Origin of the sequence: Blautia luti (assembly GCF_033096465.1) — a bacterium.
GTDB lineage: Bacteria > Bacillota > Clostridia > Lachnospirales > Lachnospiraceae > Blautia_A > Blautia_A luti.
Map to the genome: position 1 here is coordinate 2754614 of NZ_AP028156.1, position 17347 is coordinate 2771960.

Below are 17347 nucleotides of genomic sequence, written 5' to 3' on the forward strand. Positions count from 1 at the left end.
GGGAAAAGTCAATGGGGTTTGAGGGGCAAAAAGTTTGGGGACGGCAGGAAATATTTTTGCTGCAATTTTTTATAGAAAGATGTAAGACTGCATGATAAAATGAAAAATGTCACTAAACGAATGTTGGATTTATAAAAAGAGGATTTTGCTATGGTTAAACTGATTGCTTCAGATATAGATGGAACTTTGGTAAAGGATGGAACTCTGGCGATTGATCCGGAGTATATGGATGTGATCGGGCGGTTGATTGATAAGGGGATTGTTTTTGTTGCCTGTTCAGGTCGGCAGTTTCGAAGTGAGCGGAAATTGTTTGCACCCATTGCAGACAAGCTTCTCTATGTTTCAGATGGAGGAACTGTTGTCCGGACTCCGAAAGAAATTCTGAAAGTACATGCCATGCCGGATGAAATCTGGAAAGGGATGTGTTCTATGATCCGTGAAAATATGCCTTCCTGTGATTATTTTGTATGTACACCGGAGTGCTGCTTTGCCGAAGACGGAGGAAGCCGAATGTTCCACTGGCTCAGGGATTCTTATGGATATGATATCCGCGAAGTACCCGAAATGTTAAAGCTAAAAGATCAGCAGATCATTAAGTTCTCCGTATATCACCAGAACGCCTGTGAAGAAATGTGTGCATCTCTGTTCACTCCTGCCTGGAAAGATAAAACCGTCATGGCCGCCGCAGGCAAAGAATGGATGGACTGTACTCCCATCGGTTCAGGAAAAGGACCTGCGCTTGCCTTTCTGCAGAAATATCTCGGAATCTCCCCTGAAGAAACCTGTACCTTCGGAGACAATCTCAACGATATAGAAATGCTCCAGAACGCAGGATTCAGCTACGCAGTCTCCAACTCCCGCCCGGAAGTACAGGCCGCTGCCAAAGATACCTGCCCGCCTTACTGGGAAAATGGAGTTCTGCAGGTTTTGAAAACGTTTTTATAAATAACAAACTCCCGGGATTGTTTTCCGGGAGTTTGTTATTTTAATTATACTTCTTTTACTGCATCTTTCATAGATTTCACATACTCTTTCACATACGGCACACAATCAACTCCATGTGCTGCACATAATTTCACAATTGCAGATCCTACAATTGCACCGTCAGACTGTGCTGCCATCTTCTTCGCCTGTTCCGGTGTGGAGATTCCGAATCCTACTGCGCAAGGAATGTCTTTTGCAGTTTTCACCAGTTTCACCATTGCGCCGATGTCTGTCGTAATGTTGGTTCTGGTTCCTGTAACGCCGAGGGAGGATACGCAGTATACAAACCCTTCCGCTTCTTTTGCGATCTGTGCGATTCTCTCGTGAGAAGTCGGTGCGATCAGGGAGATCAGATCGATGCCGTATTTCTTGCATACAGTATCAAACTCTTCTTTTTCTTCAAACGGTACATCCGGCAGGATCAGGCCGTTCATTCCAATTTCTGCAGCTGTTTTGATGAAGCGTTCTGTTCCATAGGAAAATACTACGTTTGCGTAGGTCATAAATACCATAGGAATGGAACTGTTCTTTCTGATCTTTACTACCATGTCAAATACTTTATCTGTCGTTACGCCATCGGAGAGGGCTCTTACATTTGCTCTCTGGATCACCGGACCTTCTGCTGTCGGGTCGGAGAATGGGATTCCAAGTTCAATCAGGTCTGCACCTGCTTCCTCCATTGCGTATACAAGCTGTTCTGTCACCTCCAGAGACGGGTCTCCGCAGGTGATAAACGGGATAAATGCCTTACCTTTTTCAAATGCTTCTGCGATTTTCTTATTCATGGATATCCTCCCCTCTGTAACGTGCGATTGCCGCGCAGTCTTTATCTCCACGTCCGGAGATTGTGATGACTACGATCTGGTCTTTGCTCATCTGTGGAACAATTTTCTTTGCGTAAGCTACTGCATGAGCGCTCTCGATTGCAGGGATGATTCCCTCTGTTCTGGAAAGGTACTCAAATGCTTCTACTGCTTCTTCGTCTGTAACAGGTACATATTCTGCACGTCCTATATCATAGAGATGTGCATGTTCCGGTCCGATTCCCGGATAGTCCAGACCTGCGGAAATGGAATATACCGGTGCGATCTGGCCGTATTCGTCCTGACAGAAATAGGATTTCATTCCGTGGAAGATTCCAAGTTTTCCGGTTGCGATAGTTGCTGCTGTCTCTGCTGTGTTTACACCACGACCTGCTGCCTCACATCCGATCAGACGAACGTCTTTGTCATTGATGAAATTGTAGAATGTTCCAATCGCATTGGAACCGCCGCCTACACATGCAAGTACTGCATCTGGGAGTCTGCCCTCTTTCTCAAGGATCTGCTCTTTGATTTCTTTGGAAATGACTGCCTGGAAATCACGGACGATTGTCGGGAATGGATGCGGGCCCATTACAGAGCCAAGTACATAGTGAGTGTCGGAAATACGGTTTGTCCACTCTCTCATTGTCTCGGAAACTGCATCTTTCAGTGTTGCTGTACCTGAGGTAACTGCGTTGACCTTTGCTCCGAGAAGACGCATTCTGTATACGTTTAATGCCTGACGTTCTGTATCTTCTTTTCCCATGAAGATTTCACATTCCATACCCATGAGGGCTGCTGCTGTAGCTGTGGCTACACCGTGCTGGCCTGCGCCTGTTTCTGCGATGACACGGGTCTTGCCCATTTTCTTGGCAAGAAGTACCTGGCCAAGTACGTTGTTGATCTTGTGGGCACCTGTGTGATTTAAGTCTTCTCTCTTTAAGTATACTTTTGCGCCGCCAAGGTCTTCTGTCATGTGGGAGGCAAAATAAAGACGGGATGGTCTTCCTGCATATTCGTTCAGAAGCTCTGTGAGTTCTGCGTTAAATTCCGGGTCATCTTTGTAGTGGTTATAGGCTTCCTCCAGTTCGATGACAGCGTTCATTAATGTTTCCGGTATGTACTGTCCGCCGTGAATGCCGAATCTTCCTTTTGACATCTGTGTGTCCTCCTTGTGTATCTAATTTCTGTTCTATATTTTATTTGTGCACCAGATTCACTGCTTCCACAATCTTGCTCCTGTCCTTTACGCCATCCGTCTCTACGCTGCTGCTTAAATCTACTGCATAAGAGCGTATCGTACGGACTGCCTGTTCAAGATTGTCAGGACCAAGACCTCCTGCCAGGAAAAATGGTCTGGTTATTTCCGGGATCAGGGACCAGTCAAAGGTTTTGCCGGTTCCACCGCTTCCCTGATCCAGCAGGATGTAATCTGCCGGGCTTTGTAATGCCAGTTCAATATCCTGAGTTGTTTTTACGGAAAAAGCTTTAATGACCTGGTGTCTGGTGTTTCTCTGGATTCTTCTGATGTAATCCTCATCTTCCTGCCCATGAAGCTGCGCAATCTGGATGGTTCCGTCGAGAAGCAGTTCCTCTACCCTTTCCGGGGAAGCGTTTACGAAAACGCCTACCGGGATAATGTCCGGATGCAGGTTTGCAGTAAGAGTTCTTACCTGGTCACCTGTGACGTTTCTGCTGCTTTTTGGAAATTCTATGATAAATCCGCAGTAGTCTGGTTTTGCCTCATTTACATATGTAATGTCTTCCGGGCGTTTCAGACCGCAGATTTTGATTTTTGTTCTTTGCTGTTGTTCTCTGGTCATGACAATCCTCCGCAGATAATGTTTTATCTATCAACGTAATGGACTGCCATTTAAGCTTTCCAGCACTGCTTTCTTGTCCGGGCTTCGCATGAGTGTTTCGCCGATCAGTACGGCGTCTACCTGATTTTCATAAAGAAGTCTGATGTCATCCGGGGTGCGGATTCCGCTTTCGGAGACAAAGACCACATTGTCCGGTGCCATTTTTCTCAGGCGGATACTGTTGTTCATGTCTACCTGGAAAGTTCTGAGGTCGCGGTTGTTTACTCCCACTATCTCTGCACCCAGATTTAAAGCTCTGTCTACTTCATACTCATCATGCGCTTCTACCAGCGCATCCAGTCCAAGCTCTTTTGCAAGCTGTCTGTACGCTTTCAGTTCACCGTCATCCAGAATTGCGCAGATAAGAAGTACTGCGGAGGCTCCCAATGATTTCGCCTGATAAATCATGTATTCATCCACTGTAAAATCCTTTCGAAGCACCGGGATGTGCACGGTGGCTGCGATTTCTTTCAGATACTGGTCAGAACCCTGAAAGTAAAAAGGTTCTGTGAGACAGGAGATTGCGCTTGCTCCTGCCTGTTCATATTCCTGCGCGATTGCCAGATATGGGAAGTCCGGTGCAATAAGCCCCTTGGACGGGGATGCTTTCTTTACTTCGCAGATATAGGACATGCCGTCTTTTTGCAGTGCCTGCAGGAATGTCATTTTCTGTAACGTGTTTTTGTTGATCTCCTGAATTCTGTTTTCCAGTTCAGATACCGAAACCTGCGCTTTTTCTTTTGCGATCCTCTCAGTTGTTCTGGCTGCGATTTCTTCTAATATATTCTTCATAAGCTTAATGATTGTTCTTTCATATTCTTTGTTTTGCTGTTACTTTTTATTTGTCTCTTCCACAAATTCTTCCAGTTTCTTCAATGCTGCACCATTGTCGATAAGGGATTCTGCAAGTTTCACGCCCTCTTCCATGGAAGCTGCTTTTCCTGCGATATAGAGTGCTACACCTGCATTTAAGCAGACAGCCTGACGCTTCGGTCCTCTTTCTTCGCCTTTTAAAATTGCTTTGGTGATCTCTGCGTTCTCTGCAGGAGTGCCGCCTGTGAGGGCACCTTTCTCGCATTTCTCATAGCCGAACTGCTCTGGTGTGATCTCGTAGGATGTGAATTTGCCATCTTTGATCTCGCATACGGATGTCGGTGCACACATGGAAATCTCATCCAGGCTGTCCTGTCCGTAAACGACCATTCCTCTGTTTACACCAAGGTTTGCCATTACCTGTGCAAGGGGCTCTACCAGTGCCTGATCGTAAACTCCCATCAGCTCCATGTTTGCACCTGCCGGGTTGCTTAACGGTCCAAGAATGTTAAATACAGTTCTGATTCCAAGTTCTTTTCGAATCGGTGCCACATATTTCATGGCAATGTGGTAGTTCTGTGCAAATAAGAAGCAGATGTTGATTTTCTTCAGGATCTCTGCGCTGCGTTCCGGTGTTAATGTGATCTTTACTCCAAGTGCTTCCAGAACATCTGCTGCACCTGATTTGGAGGAAGCTGCTCTATTTCCGTGTTTAGCAACTGGAACACCGCCTGCTGCGATCACCAGGGAAGAAGTTGTGGAAATGTTAAAGGAGTTGGATCCATCTCCGCCTGTACCTACGATTTCCAGAACATCCATGTCATGGAGAAGTTTGATGCAGTGTGCTCTCATGCCTGCTGCGGAAGCAGTGATCTCATCAATGGTCTCTCCTTTTAAGGATAAAGCTGTAAGATAGGCGGACATCTGTACAGGTGTTGCCTGACCGCTCATGATCTCGTCCATTACAGTTTCTGCTTCTGCGTATGTTAAATCCTGTTTCTTTGATAATTTGATAATGGCTTCTTTAATCATTTCTTACTACCTCCATAAAATTCTCTATCATTACTCTGCCGTCCGGTGTCATTACAGATTCAGGATGAAACTGTACTCCGAAGACAGGATATTTCGTATGTTCCACTGCCATGACCTCGCCGTCCTCTGACTCTGCAGTTACTTTCAGTTCTTCCGGCAGGGTGTCTTTTAATGCTGCCAGGGAATGATATCTGGCTGCAGCAAAAGTATCCGGCAATCCTTTGAAAAGCTGGCTTTCACATGTTTTATACATCAGCTTTTTCTTTCCATGCATCAGTTCTTTTGCATAAGATACGGTTCCGCCAAAAGCTTCGCAAATGGACTGATGTCCCAGGCATACACCAAGGATCGGGATTTTTCCTGCAAATTCTTTAATAACCGGAATGCAGATACCTGCGTCTTCCGGACGTCCCGGGCCAGGGGATAAAATGATGGCTTCTGGTTTCATTTCTGCGATTTCTTCCAGTGTACACTCATCGTTTCTCACTACTTTGATGTCCGGCTCTACTCCTCCGATGAGCTGATATAAGTTATAGGAAAAGCTGTCATAATTATCGATCAATAATATCATTCTAATCCCTCCTGTGCCTGTTCAAGTGCCTGTACCACGGCTTTTGCCTTGTTGCAGCATTCCTGGAATTCTTTTTCCGGAACACTGTCTGCCACGATTCCGGCTCCGGAGCGGATACAGATCTCTCCGTTCTTTTTGTAGACCAGTCGGATGGCAATGCAGGTATCCAGGTTTCCTGCAAAATCCAGATAGCCGATGGCGCCGCCGTAAATTCCTCGTTTACTCTGTTCCAGTTCTTCGATGATCTGGCAGGCTCTGAATTTCGGTGCTCCGGAAAGGGTTCCTGCCGGAAGTATGGCATCTACTGCGTCTACCGCATCTTTATCATCCCGGATGATTCCTGTTACTGTGGAGCCCAGATGCATAACATGGGAAAAACGTTCTACGCAGAGATATTTCTCTACTTTTACGGTTCCGATCTTGCTGATCTTTCCAATATCGTTTCTGCCAAGGTCTACCAGCATGTTGTGCTCTGCCAGTTCTTTCTCGTCTTTGAGAAGTCCCTCTTCAAGAGCTTTGTCCTCTTCTCTTGTTTTTCCTCTTGGTCTGGTTCCTGCCAGAGGGAATGTGCTTAAAGTGCCGTTCTCCAGTTTCGCAAGTGTTTCAGGGGAAGCACCTGCAAGTTCGATGTCATCACTGGAGAAGTAGAACATGTACGGTGACGGGTTGGTTGCCCGGAGAACACGGTAGGTATCAAACAGGCTTCCGGTTGCTTTCGCACGCATCGGGTTGGAAAGTACTACCTGGAAAATATCGCCCTCTTTAATGTAGTGTTTGGCTTTCTCCACCATGTCTGCGTATTTTTCTTTCGGGAACTTCGGCCGGATCTCGGACTCAAGTTCCAGTGGTTCGAATTCCATGTGTTCACCGTTTCGGATAAGCTGTGCCATTTCCTCTAATTTCTTTACTGCTGCTTCGTAAGATGCTTCCAGATCATCTGTCATTACGCCAGTGATCAGTAGGACTTTCTGTTTGAAATGGTCGAATACGATGACCTGGTCGAAAAGCATTAAGTCCATATCGCGGAAGTCCTGCTGTTCTTTGCCTTCAAGTTTCAGCTTTGGTTCGCTGTATTTGATGTAATCGTAGGAGAAGTATCCTACCAGTCCGCCGGTAAATGGCGGCATATTTTCCATTACAGGAGTTTTATATTCACGGATAATCTCACGGAGGGTATCGCCGGGATGTGTAACCTGCTTTACGGTTTCTTCGGCTTTTCCCTGCGCATCTGTTCTGCGGATCTTCAGGGTACCGTCTGTGCAGGTGATTTCCATAGATGGTTCATATCCCAGGAAAGAATATCTGCCCCATACCTCTGTCTGGCTGGCGCTTTCGAGCAGGTAGCAGTGGCGGCTGGCTTTTCGCAGGATGCGCATTACTTCTACCGGTGTGTATCTGTCTGCGTAGAGTTCTCTGCACAAAGGAATGCGACGGTATTCTTTTTTCTGTGCGAACTGTTTGATGGTTTCTAATGTTGGATACATGGTAACACCTCCTGTGGTTGATTGGTTTCTGTCCGGAGAAACAAGAAAACGCCCGTCCATGACAGAATTTATGTTTCTGTCAAGGACGAGCGTATATATTTCACCCGCGGTGCCACCTTGATTTACGGTATGATCCGTACACTTTGCGAAATACCTTCATATTTCCGGCAACTGACGTATGCCCTACGTCGCAGGATACTAAGCTGACTCTTATCGCTTTTCACTGCGCCCTCAACGGCCCATTTGGCAGACTGCATTTCCACCCGGCTCTCACCTTCCCGGATTCTCTGTGCGCGCATGACTGCTTTGACTTCCGCTTCATCGGTTTAATCTGTTAAATTTATACTTAATTTACCACCGTAAACTATATTTGTCAACCCTGAATTTCATTCAATAACATCGTAAGTTTAAACCTATGCTGGCGGGCAAAGGTTCTTCCAGGGGGCTGTCAGAAACTTTTATTATTGATTGGTATCCATATTATTTTCCGTCATAGACAGATATTTGTATGTTGGAAGAAAGTTAGTGCTTTTTGCCTGTTTATAGTATTGCATAAAAATACGTTCCATAATATTGGGAATCTGAGATTCAACCGGCTGAAACAGGATGATCAGGTATTGCATGGAACTGTATCTGGTACAGATATCCACACGCCGGATGGTGTTTTGGATAGCCTGCTCCATATGAGAAAGAGTCTGTTCAGTTTCCTCAATATGAGCGAGAGTGTCCGAAGTGGCTTCCAGTGTGACCATTACCAGATAGCAGTGGTTTCCGCTTCGGATAATGAGCTGATGCATATACTCATACTGTCTGGAAAAATCCCGGTAATTCAGATCAAGAGCACCTGCATATCTGCCGCTTTTGCGAAGCGTGTTTGCCACCTGCTGAAGATCCCTGACAGTACCAAGTGAATCGGAAGAGGGGTGGCTGACCTGCTGATAAAAGGAAAAGTGATTTTTACCATTTTGCTTCACATTGTATAATGCCTTATCTGCTTTGGTATAACAGTCTGCAAAGGTATCGCGGGTAGTGCACATATACAAACCGGCAGACAGTGCAGCATCTTTGATCTCGGGATCGGCGTCTGCAATGGAATGAAAGTGGTGGAAAAGCCGTGTCATCAGTTTCGACGCAGTTTCGGCACTTACGTCTGGCAGAAACAGAAGAAATTCATCTCCACCAAGACGGCAGGCGATACCGTTAGCTGTATAGCGGGAAAGCAGGGTTCCCAGATTCCTTAAGGCGCGGTCACCGGCCTTGTGTCCATGAACGTCATTGATTTTCTTCAGATTATCCATATCAAGGAAAATAAGACAGCCGTCATGTTCCTGCATGAATTCTGCAATAAGCCGTTCTCCAAGGCTTCTCATGGGAAGACCGGTCAGGAAATCATAATTCTTTGAATCCTCCTGGTTCTTTATGGTGCTGACTACTTCTGAAATGAATTTGTTAATGGTGAGGTCAGCCTCTGGTGAGGCTGTTATTTCCTGTGTGCGGATATTGTGGAAAACAACACGTTTTTCATCTAATAGTTTCAGGAATATATCTGTAATCTGAGGGTCAAACTGTTTGCCGCGGTTTTTTTCAAGTTCTTCTCTGATTATTTCAGGCGGCAGGGCATTTCGATAGATGCGGCGGGAATTCATGGCATCATAGCTGTCTGCAACAGCAACAATACGGGCATGGACTGGAATGTCAGTTCCTTTCAGTCCGTCCGGATAGCCGCATCCGTCATAACGTTCGTGGTGGCTGCGGGAAACTTCAATAATGTATGGGATAAAGGTGATGTCCTTTAGTATTTCCGCGCCGATAATGGTATGCTGTTTGATCAGATTGAATTCTTCATCTGTAAGACGGGAGGGCTTGTTTAAAATCTGTTCCGGAATACCGATCTTTCCGATATCGTGAAGATAGGCAGCGTGCTTCAGCTGCTGAATCTGTTCCGGGGACCATCCAAGCTCTGCTGCGATCAGTGCAGCATATTCCGCTACCCTGTGGGAATGTCCGCAGGTGTATTCATCTTTTGCCTCAATGGTCGTGGAAAGTGTCTGCATCATCTGCAAGGACATTTCTTCTGTTTGTTTCTGCTTTTTTTCCAGTTCCTGCTGCTGGCGTGTTTTTTCCATATTTTTTATATTTCGAATGGTTCGGAGTATGCTGATAAAGAGAAGAATCAGCATGCCAATACCAATAAAGACACCGGACAGGTTTGTGATAAAATATACAGAAGCAGATTCTACGGCAACACAGAGCATAGCAATCAACAGACCCAGAAGCAGAAGATGATCTGTCTGATCCTGACTTGCGTGGGTATACAGGCAAAGATGTATAAATATTATTAAAAAGGTTCCAATCAGGATGATCTGTCCAATAGGAAGAGTTTCAATATAATCCGCAATATCTGCAGTTGTGAGAAGGGTGCAGATGGCGAAGTCCAGAAGTGCAGCACCGCCGATCCAGCAGTAAAGCCGATGGTGAAGTCCATGCTGTACACAGTCTGCATAAAGGAGAAGCGGAATAGGGCAAAGCAGGATCATTACAAAGCATAGGGAGCCAAGGGCTGAGGCATTAGGAACAAGAATCTGTCTGAGATTGGACTCGCCCAGCATCCAGACAGCACCCATAACCATACACCAGCTGAGGTATTCCATGTCAAAATGCTTGTGATATACCATGCCCAGCGTTAAACTGAAAAGTATGCCGATAGTCCCGGCAAACAAGATAAAAAGAGCTATGTAAGTGGCAAATCCGTATTTATTGAGAATTGTCTGCCAGATATCCGCCTTGTCACCGCAGAACACCTGATTGACGATGCCGGAATAGTTGGAGGTATATGTAGTCAGCTCAATGCGAAGCTCCTTGCCGGCATCTGCCTGTGAGGTCGGGCAGAAAATATAGCGGCTGGCGGAATTTTTTCCAACCAGACGTGTTTCTCTGGTGGTATAGCGTGTTCTCAGGGAACCGTCAACGTAGATGTTCACATCCTGTAAAGAAGAACGGATCGCCACAGTACCAGCGTCAAAATCTTCTGGAAGAATTGTGGTGATTACCATAGTTTCTCCGGCCGGAACATCGTAATCACCTGGAATGGAAATCTTCTGTGTGGTACCGTCTGATTTTTCCCAAGTGAAAGTACCGGAATAAAGAACTGAGGAAGAAAGTCTGTCAACAGAGCGCTCATCGGCACCAAAAATCTGCATGAAAATAAACCATCCAAGAATGGCGAACATTAGAAAATAGAAAATATATCTTGGTCCCTGTCGGGCAGGGGTGTTTATCTTGTTCAAGGCAATTTTCCTCCTCCGTATAGGAAATTATATAAATGATATGAGTGTCAAAAGGCCTTTTGACACTGGTATCATATAAATTATTATACCAAGTCGCTAGCGCGACGGCTAGCCCTAGGTACGTGAAACCATCACTTTTTTCATAAAAAAATAGCAGTTTTTAAATTTATATGGATTTTCAATCTTAACAACTACATATCTAAAAATTTTTTCCGTCCACCGCCTCTTCATAATTCCTCATAAGACTCAATCTCTGCATAAAGATGTGTGTCTCCTGTCACATCTTCCTCTGGCTCATGCAATTCTTTACATTCCTTATCTGTATACAAAGTGTAATAAGAACTATCATCATGAAGCATGATCCATACGTGATTATCTGCAGGAACCGTGATTGCATAATCCTTTTCCTGCTCTGTACCAGGAGCTGCAGTAACTGTCACATTACGTACATCACCTTCTGCTTTTTCTGCTTCTTCGTACTTTTCACAGAGATCTGCTACATCCTCAGGTCTATCCACGCCGTAGGAGAATTCCATCTTCGAAATTTCTTCTGAAGTGCCGTCCTTATGATTCAGAATCTGAGTATGTTTCAGTGGTCTGTAATCATCCGAAGCAACCACATATTTCATAAAAATCCAGTCTCCCTCTGTGTAGGATTCTCCATCTCCCTGAGAATTCAATGCGCTCTGCGTAAGTTCTTCAGGTACCTTTGTCTGTATAATGATCGTATCACCATCTTCCTTCAGATCCGTCACTTCTTCCTCTATGGTTTCATCTGTGTAAAAACTTATAAGATCATCTGCATCTCCATCTGCTTCATCAATATACAGACATGAGAGATACTCATCTCCTTCTTTTCCGTATTTTAATTCGCCATCTTTATAGAGCATCTGGGTAGTACCATACATATCTACATACATCACTTCAGAATCTTCATAGTCATATACCTTTGTATTCTGCAGTATATATTCACAGGTAGCTTCATAGCTTTTATGATTGCTTACAAGACTGTCTGTTTCTCCTGCTTTCATCATCTGTTCCAGTGCATTGTCTTTTGTCAGTTCAGGTAAAATATCTGATGCCTGAACGCCCACACATCCTGATGCCAGAGTTCCCATAATCAGTACTGTCACAATAATCATTCTTTTCTTCATTTTTTAGTCTCCTTTCTTTTGAATGTTTTTGTGGCTATATTATTTATATTTTTATATTATTTGAATTTAATTCCCTTGTCTATATTTTTGCGTGAATAGTCAAAATATGGCGTAAAAAGGCCTTCATATGATTTGATTTTGCCTTCTGCCAATGGTATACTTATTTTTAATAGGTAACCTGACCATTATCTATCTTTTTGACAGGAGGTTTTTATGATAGCATTGCGTTATTTCTGCGGATTTTCTCTTCAGATTTTTCCTTATGCATTTTTCTGTTTGTATCCATTCCGGGATCGTTTCCGCCTAAGCACAAAAAAGGCAATGCTCATGGCACTGTCCATTTTTATTGTAATGGTCATTCCGTTTTCTCTTATCGCACAGTTCAACATCGGCGGTGATTACAAAGAGCTGATCTCGAATGCTATTTTTTATATTGCCCTGTTACTGTTCGGAATGTTGTACTGCTTTATCATCCAGGCGAAAACAGTAGAAAAACTGTTTGTATTTTTTGTTGTAATGAGCTACGGATTCTTTGTTACAAGTACTGTTACTTTTTTGCACCGTACTTTCCGGTTCCCATCCGATCATTTTATGTATCCGCCCCTTGCACTGATTCTCACACTTATCATAAATCTGCTTCTTGCGAAACCATTTCTCATGCTGATGGAGCGAATCCGTACTATGATCAACGCTGATCTGGAATCACGCATCTGGAAGATTCTCTGCTCCCTCCCTGCTTTGTTTATTCTAATTGCCAGTATTGCACAATTCTCAAGCATAATAAATCTTTCCACCAATATAATTGTACATGCTATGTTTGTATTGTTTGCAGTATTTGCTTTCATGGTATATGCCGTATTCTTCAGTGTCATGGAATACATCCGCAGTAAACAGGAAGAACAGAGGATTTCCGAGCGCATACTGGAAAACTACCGGAATCAGGCAGAAAACAATGAACATATTCTGGAAATACACCATGAGATCCGGCATCATATGAATGCCCTGTCCTCCTATCTTAAACAGGAAGACTATGCAGGTGCCAGACAGTATATACAGAAATTTACTGAAGAAGCCGAGCAGCTTCCTTTTGTCACCTACACAGCCAATGCTCTGGTCAATTCCATCCTTTCAGAATTTGCAGAACGTGCCAGCCGTTATAAAGCCATAGTGGAGTACAGTATTATCATTGGCAGAAGGCTCAACATGGAAGACATTGATTTGTGCCGGATGTTGACAAATATATTGGAAAATGCCGTAGAAGGGTGTCAGAAGGTTTCTGAAGGACAGCGGATCATCCGGCTGAATCTCCATTCAAAGGGAAATTTTCTGTTTATTAAATGTGAAAACTCCTGCAATGAGGATAACTTGAGAATCACGAATGGAAAATATAAATCCAGTAAAAAGAACAGTGACAGACACGGTTACGGTCTTAAGATCATCAATGGAATCGCCGAAAAATACAATGGTATACTGAGCGTACAGGTACGTGGTGGCTTTTTTGCTGTAACAACAACGCTTTGTCTTGACGAAAATAACGAATAATAGGAGGCTTTCACTATGTACCATATTGTCATCTGTGATGATGAACCGATTTTTTTAACACAGATATCAGAAATGATCATCGATATTTTAGCATCCATGGGAGAATCCTGCGAGATTCGAAAATATACTTCTATTTCAGAATTAAAAAATACATTGCAGAATATTCCCAAAAGCTGTGACATTCTGATTCTTGATATTATGCTGGGTGAAAACAATGGGATCAGCTTTGCAGAATGTCTCCGTGACACCGGAAAACAAATTCCCGTTATCTTCATTTCCAGCAGTAAGGAATTTGTATTCGATGCATATTCTGCTGAACCTGTAGGTTATATCCTCAAGCCGGTCAGCCGTCAAAAACTTGCAGAAGCACTAACCCGTGCAATCCGACATCTGATCCCGAAGTCCATTATAATCGACACTCCGTCCAGAACTGTATCCTTTCATATCAGGGATATTACCTATATTGAAATAATCAATAAAGAACTGCAGATTCACCTTCAGGACGGTACTGTCACGAAGATATATAAATCCCTTTCTGCAGTCCGTGAAATTCTGCCGAAAGATATTTTCGTGCAATGTCACAGATGCTACATTGTTTCTCTGTATGCTGTCCGTTCAATCAGACGCTTTGAAATCACACTGAATAATCATGAAATAATTCCGGTCAGCAAATACAGCTACCGGGATGTCCAGGAACAATTACAGCAATACGCTGCAAAATGGTTTTAATTTCTCCAAACAGCTCAAAAATTATTTCATCTCTCACAATTATCTTTTATCAGTCAATCAGCTATAAATGCAAACAACAGTAAAGGGGCTGTCGGAATTATCTATTTCCCGACAGCCCCGCATATTAAAAAACATTTGTCAAGTAAAATTTAAAAATATCAAGTAGGTATCAAAGAGATTATTACTATTTATAGCCGACTATTTCTTCTGTGTCTCTTTTCTCTTCATGTCAAGAATCTCTTCTGCGATCTCAACTTCGGATTTCTCATCCGGTGGAAGCACAATATTCAGAATGATAGCAAACAGTGCTGCAGGTACAATTCCTGAACCACCAAAGATCAGTGTGATCGCCTGCGGCATATGTGCAAGGACTGCTGAGTTTGCCCCAAGTCCATAGCCAAGACCAAGTGCAACGGAGACAATTGTTACGTTTCTCGGAGTTACCGGCCATTTTGTGATAAGCTGGATACCGCTGACAACAATAGATGAGAACATCATAACTGCCGCACCGCCCAGTACACTCTGAGGCATGATGGAGATCAGTGCCGCAAGCTTCGGAAACAGACCACATGCGATAAGGAAAATACCGCCTGTTGCAATTGAGAAACGGTTTACAACCTTGTTCATTGCAACCAGCCCTACGTTCTGGCTGAAAGAAGTATTCGGAAGTACGCCAAATACTGCCGCCAGTGAAGATCCAAGGCCATCACACATAACGCCGCCGGAAAGCTCTTTGTCTGTAGCTTCTCTTCCAAGACCGCCCTCTGTGATACCGGAAATATCACCGACAGTCTCTACAGCTGTTACAATAAACATGATGCAGATCGGAACGATTGCCCTTGCATCAAATACCCATTTGACAGGCATGATCTTCGGCACTGCAAACCAGGATGCGCTTGCTACTTTATCCCAGTTAAGAACCCAGGATTTGGTAGCTTCTACTGTTGCACCTGCATCATCCACATAGGTAAATGTGGTAGGAAGAACTGCCGCCATAATACTTACCAGCACATATCCAACGATAATACCGATCAGAATTGATGCAAAGCTTGTAAATCCTTTTGTTCCATGTTTTAATACGACAATTACAACCAGAACTACAAAGCCTACAAACAGATTCTCCAGAGAACCGTAGTCCTTAGCGGAACTTCCGCCTCCAAAAGAACTGATACCAACAGCAATCAGCGAAAGACCGATTGATAATACAACGGTTCCTGTTACAACTGACGGAAAAAATTTTCTCAGTGGTTTTAGGAAGCTTCCCAGTACAGTTTCAAAAAGACCGCCGATAAAGGATGCCGCCATAATTGCACCATACGCAACCACTCCATTACCCATGACTCCTGCAGCACTCTGGCATACGCCAATAAAACCGGAACTGGTTCCCATAACGATGGGGAGTTTACCACCCACAGGTCCTATGGTAAATACCTGAACCAATGTTACAATACCTGCGATTAGCATGGCGTTCTGCAGAAGTGCTACCTGCAGTTCTCCGCCGGCTTCGATGCCACAGGCTGCTGTGATGATCAGAAGCGGTGTAAGGTTACCTACGAACATGGCCAGCACATGCTGCAAACCAAGAGGAATCGCCAGCTTCAGTGGCGGCCTTCCATCAAGGTCGTAGGGTGTTACTGTGTTTTTCTCTTGTTTCTCCATTCCTTTCCCTCTCTTTCGTGGATGTTGATGTGTAATGGCAAGGCAGTCTGTTTATCAATAGTCAGAATTTATTTAAAAAAGGCAGCTATCCCCTGAGAATAACTACCTTGTTATTATTTCATCATACTGTTGATATATCTCCTTGCTTTTACCCGTTGATATTATAAAGGATTTAAGAAATTATGGCAATAGATATACAAAAATTTATGTATTAATCTATCGAAACCTCAATAAGCTTCACATCCAGACTTATTGTTCCTGCGCATTACAATTCCATATTTTTTTCTACTGCCTGCATTCTGTTCTCAAGATTTGCAACATGTTCTATCAGGTAACTGGTCTGTACTGTATTCACATGATTATTATGTGCTGCTTCTACGGCTTCATTGAATTTTTTCACCATATAGCCATGATTTTCCGCTAAAATTGAAATATTTCTGTCAGTTACATTTTCAAGATGAAGTTTAACACCGTTTACTTCTTCTTTTAAATCGCAAATATCCTGCTGTAACGGTTCAATAGCTTTCTGAACGGTAGCTTCTACTGTTTCTTTTAACGTAGCTTCCATCATTTCCCTTAACATTTTCATATCGTTTTTGTCCAGCATGTTTCTCACCTCCTGATCTGTTTACTTATCATTTCGTTCTTTTAACAAGTTCCGGATGTGAAGTCTATTCAATTTTCAATATTCCATGTATAACCATTTTCCATATTTACGTTTCTATAGTACATTTCATAATTCTTCTGTATCATAATTGTTTGCAGGGTAAATATCATAAAGAAACAATTTGTGAATCGGATATTCGCAATCCGCTTTCGCTACTTGCTCATGATTTATTCAGAAATGAAAAAAAGCCCACAAACCTCCTATCCAGGTTTATAGACTTATCTTTCGTAAGTAGTAGCGAGAGGGGGATTCGAACCCTCGACACCACGGGTATGAACCGTGTGCTCTAGCCAACTGAGCTATCTCGCCATTTTCTTTTTAAGATATGGAACCTATAGGGCTCGAACCTATGACCCTCTGCTTGTAAGGCAGATGCTCTCCCAGCTGAGCTAAGATTCCATATTTGTTGGTGACAGGTTTCTCTGTCAAGTAGCGAGAGGGGGATTCGAACCCTCGACACCACGGGTATGAACCGTGTGCTCTAGCCAACTGAGCTATCTCGCCATTTTCTTTTAAGATATGGAACCTATAGGGCTCGAACCTATGACCCTCTGCTTGTAAGGCAGATGCTCTCCCAGCTGAGCTAAGATTCCATATTTACCTGTTTCGGAGAGCTTGTTTGTTGTCCGCTCCGTAACTTGCTTTGCTATTATATAATGGATTTTGTCGGATGTCAACACCTATTTTGAAATTTTTTATATTTTTTTAACTGTTTATACAATTATCATTCTTCAGGCTTACTGTACCATTTTTCTGGTCT

Annotated in this window: 14 protein-coding genes and 4 tRNA genes; 3 read left to right on the plus strand and 15 right to left on the minus strand. The window is 43.6% G+C overall.

Annotation, left to right across the window (positions count from 1 at the left end; genetic code table 11):
* Positions 1-150 precede the first annotated feature (150 nt).
* Complete coding sequence (locus R8695_RS12730) at positions 151-945, plus strand: Cof-type HAD-IIB family hydrolase (RefSeq protein WP_154781015.1); 795 nt, start codon at positions 151-153, stop codon at positions 943-945.
* 44 nt (positions 946-989) lie between these two features.
* Here R8695_RS12730 and trpA read toward each other — a convergent pair whose 3' ends face one another.
* The 9 genes from trpA to R8695_RS12775 all read right to left on the minus strand — a co-directional run bounded on the left by trpA (position 990) and on the right by R8695_RS12775 (position 11990).
* On the minus strand, positions 990-1769 hold the full coding sequence (gene trpA, locus R8695_RS12735; RefSeq protein ID WP_154781014.1) for a tryptophan synthase subunit alpha: 780 nt from the start codon (positions 1767-1769) through the stop codon (positions 990-992).
* Complete coding sequence (gene trpB / locus R8695_RS12740) at positions 1762-2946, minus strand: tryptophan synthase subunit beta (RefSeq protein ID WP_154781013.1); 1185 nt, start codon at positions 2944-2946, stop codon at positions 1762-1764. Before trpB ends, trpA begins: the two co-directional genes overlap by 8 nt.
* Positions 2947-2986: 40 nt before the next feature.
* Complete coding sequence (locus tag R8695_RS12745) at positions 2987-3610, minus strand: phosphoribosylanthranilate isomerase (protein WP_154781012.1); 624 nt, start codon at positions 3608-3610, stop codon at positions 2987-2989.
* A gap of 30 nt (positions 3611-3640) precedes the next feature.
* Entirely contained in the window at positions 3641-4441 is an 801-nt protein-coding gene (gene trpC, locus R8695_RS12750) for an indole-3-glycerol phosphate synthase TrpC (RefSeq protein ID WP_154781011.1), read from the minus strand.
* A 39-nt stretch (positions 4442-4480) separates the two neighbouring features.
* Positions 4481-5494, minus strand: coding sequence for an anthranilate phosphoribosyltransferase (trpD, locus tag R8695_RS12755; protein WP_154781010.1), 1014 nt, complete (start codon positions 5492-5494; stop codon positions 4481-4483).
* Positions 5487-6065 carry an anthranilate synthase component II gene (locus tag R8695_RS12760; protein WP_154781009.1) on the minus strand — a complete coding sequence of 193 codons (579 nt, stop codon included), beginning with the start codon at positions 6063-6065 and terminating at the stop codon, positions 5487-5489. Before R8695_RS12760 ends, trpD begins: the two co-directional genes overlap by 8 nt.
* Positions 6062-7549, minus strand: a complete 1488-nt coding sequence (gene trpE, locus R8695_RS12765) for an anthranilate synthase component I (RefSeq protein ID WP_154781008.1) — start codon at positions 7547-7549, stop codon at positions 6062-6064. Before trpE ends, R8695_RS12760 begins: the two co-directional genes overlap by 4 nt.
* 461 nt (positions 7550-8010) lie before the next feature.
* Positions 8011-10836, minus strand: coding sequence for a bifunctional diguanylate cyclase/phosphohydrolase (locus tag R8695_RS12770; RefSeq protein ID WP_243139600.1), 2826 nt, complete (start codon positions 10834-10836; stop codon positions 8011-8013).
* A gap of 227 nt (positions 10837-11063) precedes the next feature.
* Positions 11064-11990, minus strand: coding sequence for a hypothetical protein (locus R8695_RS12775; protein WP_118509322.1), 927 nt, complete (start codon positions 11988-11990; stop codon positions 11064-11066).
* Positions 11991-12203: 213 nt separating this feature from the next.
* Here R8695_RS12775 and R8695_RS12780 point away from each other — a divergent pair, with 213 nt between their 5' ends.
* Together R8695_RS12780 and R8695_RS12785 are read left to right on the plus strand one after the other, a co-directional pair.
* The gene (locus tag R8695_RS12780) at positions 12204-13532 is read left to right on the plus strand and encodes an ATP-binding protein (RefSeq protein ID WP_118509321.1); all 1329 of its coding nucleotides are present in this window, start codon (positions 12204-12206) and stop codon (positions 13530-13532) included.
* Positions 13533-13547: 15 nt separating this feature from the next.
* A complete protein-coding gene (locus R8695_RS12785) occupies positions 13548-14261 on the plus strand; it encodes a LytR/AlgR family response regulator transcription factor (protein WP_118509320.1) in 714 nt (237 codons plus the stop codon).
* 198 nt (positions 14262-14459) lie between these two features.
* Here R8695_RS12785 and R8695_RS12790 read toward each other — a convergent pair whose 3' ends face one another.
* The 6 genes from R8695_RS12790 to R8695_RS12815 form a co-directional block, all read right to left on the minus strand.
* Positions 14460-15920, minus strand: a complete 1461-nt coding sequence (locus tag R8695_RS12790) for a uracil-xanthine permease family protein (protein WP_118509319.1) — start codon at positions 15918-15920, stop codon at positions 14460-14462.
* A gap of 265 nt (positions 15921-16185) precedes the next feature.
* Positions 16186-16527, minus strand: a complete 342-nt coding sequence (locus R8695_RS12795; RefSeq protein WP_154781007.1) for a hypothetical protein — start codon at positions 16525-16527, stop codon at positions 16186-16188.
* 295 nt (positions 16528-16822) lie between these two features.
* Positions 16823-16896, minus strand: a tRNA-Met gene (locus tag R8695_RS12800).
* 17 nt (positions 16897-16913) lie between these two features.
* A tRNA-Val gene (locus tag R8695_RS12805) sits at positions 16914-16986 on the minus strand.
* 31 nt (positions 16987-17017) lie between these two features.
* Positions 17018-17091: transfer RNA gene (locus tag R8695_RS12810), tRNA-Met, on the minus strand.
* 16 nt (positions 17092-17107) lie between these two features.
* Positions 17108-17180 (minus strand) — tRNA-Val (locus R8695_RS12815).
* Positions 17181-17347 lie beyond the last annotated feature (167 nt).

Bases quoted from the DNA above. Each gene is read 5' to 3' on its own strand.
- R8695_RS12730 (WP_154781015.1), top strand. From the start codon at position 151: ATGGTTAAACTGATTGCTTCAGATATAGATGGAACTTTGGTAAAGGAT.
- trpA (WP_154781014.1), bottom strand. From the start codon at position 1,769: ATGAATAAGAAAATCGCAGAAGCATTTGAAAAAGGTAAGGCATTTATC.
- trpB (WP_154781013.1), bottom strand. From the start codon at position 2,946: ATGTCAAAAGGAAGATTCGGCATTCACGGCGGACAGTACATACCGGAA.
- R8695_RS12745 (WP_154781012.1), bottom strand. From the start codon at position 3,610: ATGACCAGAGAACAACAGCAAAGAACAAAAATCAAAATCTGCGGTCTG.
- trpC (WP_154781011.1), bottom strand. From the start codon at position 4,441: ATGAAGAATATATTAGAAGAAATCGCAGCCAGAACAACTGAGAGGATC.
- trpD (WP_154781010.1), bottom strand. From the start codon at position 5,494: ATGATTAAAGAAGCCATTATCAAATTATCAAAGAAACAGGATTTAACA.
- R8695_RS12760 (WP_154781009.1), bottom strand. From the start codon at position 6,065: ATGATATTATTGATCGATAATTATGACAGCTTTTCCTATAACTTATAT.
- trpE (WP_154781008.1), bottom strand. From the start codon at position 7,549: ATGTATCCAACATTAGAAACCATCAAACAGTTCGCACAGAAAAAAGAA.
- R8695_RS12775 (WP_118509322.1), bottom strand. From the start codon at position 11,990: ATGAAGAAAAGAATGATTATTGTGACAGTACTGATTATGGGAACTCTG.
- R8695_RS12780 (WP_118509321.1), top strand. From the start codon at position 12,204: ATGATAGCATTGCGTTATTTCTGCGGATTTTCTCTTCAGATTTTTCCT.
- R8695_RS12785 (WP_118509320.1), top strand. From the start codon at position 13,548: ATGTACCATATTGTCATCTGTGATGATGAACCGATTTTTTTAACACAG.
- R8695_RS12790 (WP_118509319.1), bottom strand. From the start codon at position 15,920: ATGGAGAAACAAGAGAAAAACACAGTAACACCCTACGACCTTGATGGA.
- R8695_RS12795 (WP_154781007.1), bottom strand. From the start codon at position 16,527: ATGCTGGACAAAAACGATATGAAAATGTTAAGGGAAATGATGGAAGCT.